This window comes from Candidatus Latescibacterota bacterium, assembly GCA_019038625.1.
Taxonomy (GTDB): Bacteria; Krumholzibacteriota; Krumholzibacteriia; order Krumholzibacteriales; family Krumholzibacteriaceae; genus JAGLYV01.
The window spans coordinates 1-1,709 of the sequence record JAHOYU010000255.1 but is presented as its reverse complement, the minus strand read 5'-3'; the positions used below and the strand labels follow the sequence as shown (position 1 = coordinate 1,709).

The 1,709-nt window shown below is 46.7% G+C and carries 2 protein-coding genes; both read left to right on the top strand.

Going from position 1 to position 1,709, the window contains the following annotated elements; all coding sequences use genetic code 11:
- Positions 1–655 (top strand): transposase (locus KOO63_16175; GenBank protein MBU8923354.1); only part of this gene is annotated, 655 nt, incomplete at its 5' end.
- A gap of 619 nt (positions 656–1,274) precedes the next feature.
- On the top strand, positions 1,275–1,709 hold a 435-nt coding region (locus KOO63_16170), incomplete at its 3' end, for a transposase (GenBank protein ID MBU8923353.1).

The window sequence follows — 1,709 nt, the reverse complement described above, 5'->3', positions numbered from 1 at the left end:
TTTATACCATGACCGCGTACGAGATTCTGTTCGTCAGATCAACAAGTTGCGTGGGTATGGCTATTGCCACGGCATTACGATACCCGGCCGGGTTGTAGAGGATATTCCACGTAGAAATTTATGGCTTAAATCGTTAAACAAACCCGCTGTAGCCAAGCAGTTGTCGATTATGTGGATTGGCTTTGATGCGGTGGCCAAGCAGGTAAGAACAACCAAAAGAGAGATGTCCCGACGCAGTAAAGCATATCCAATCATTGGTTTCTGGCAGGATTTACCAGGTATTGGCCCTGTTCGTTCGGTGACACTCTTTGCCTACCTTGATTGTCCTGGTCGTTTTGGAAGTCCCAAGAAGCTCTGGAAATATTGCGGTATCGGTCTGAAGCGGTTTACAAGTGGAACTGACAAGTCAGGCCGACCCAGAGAAGGTAAGTTGCGGTTGTTTCGCCACACAAACCGCAGATTAAAAGATGCTATTGTGGGTGCTGCCCTGAGTGCGGTTACTCAAGGTAAAAATCCTTTTGCGGATCATTATTGGAGGATGATACGAAATGGTGTAACCCCAAGTAATGCCCGTCACACGGTGGCTCGCAAGATGCTCACTGTGATGTGGGGCATGTGGAAGACAAATTGCCGGTACGAAGAAAGTTTTGTTTGATGTTATCAGATGCATTCAAAGCGATCTTGTCAGATTATCCAAGCTGACGACATGGTATATATGGGTTTATTTGCTGGGCGGAGCCCCTTAAGTGCTTATGGGTGCTTTTATTAGCAACTCCCGTAAAATGTATGGGCCTGACCTGGCTACCCTTGCTACACCCAGATGATCTTCATGGGCTCCCGAAAGGGAAGCTCCCGATAGGTGCGTGGTGACGTTTTTTATGGTTTATCCTGGACGATCATCAAAATAAACGAATAAGGAAGATCGAAATGCCCACTGAAGCTACTTGGTATCTGACGAGCTGTAGTGTATCGCCCTGGGTGATGACGCTACCGTTATTGGCGGTATCGCTAACTAATAGCAGACCGGAAGCGAACCGGAGGTCCTACCATATATAACAATTATGGTGGGAGAACGAAAAATGGGATGCCCTTCAAAGAAAAAAATGGGCTGACGCGGGAGATTTGTGTTGACTTCTCGCTCTTCATAGGTAAGGACTTACGACACTTTCCACAAACGTAAAATGAAGATATGAAGAGAGGGCATCCTTTGGCCTATATGGTATACTGGCAACGTAAAAAAAGTCAATTTACCTTACAGGAAAGGAGCCCTCATTATGGTAACAAATTATATCGGAGCAGATGTGGATTGCAAGATGACAGAATTGGCTGTTGAGCGTAATGGGAAAATCATAGCCAGAGATCGTGTGCCTACAGACATCAAATCTCTGGGTAAATTTCTCGGATCGATCAACGGCAGGAAGATTATGGTTGTCGAGGAAGGTCCGATGGCAGGCTGGTTGTATCGCAATCTTCATAACAAGGTGGATCGTTTTGTGGTTTGTGACCCACGTCGCAACAAGCTGATCAGTTGTGACGGCGATAAGGATGATACTATTGACGCAGGAGATCTGGCGGCGCTTCTGCGAGGCGACTATCTTCGGGAGGTTTACCATACCGATGACGAAAATCGGCTGGCTCTCAAAGAGATAGTGGCTTTATACCATGACCGCGTACGAGATTCTGTTCGTCAGATCAACAAGTTGCGTGGG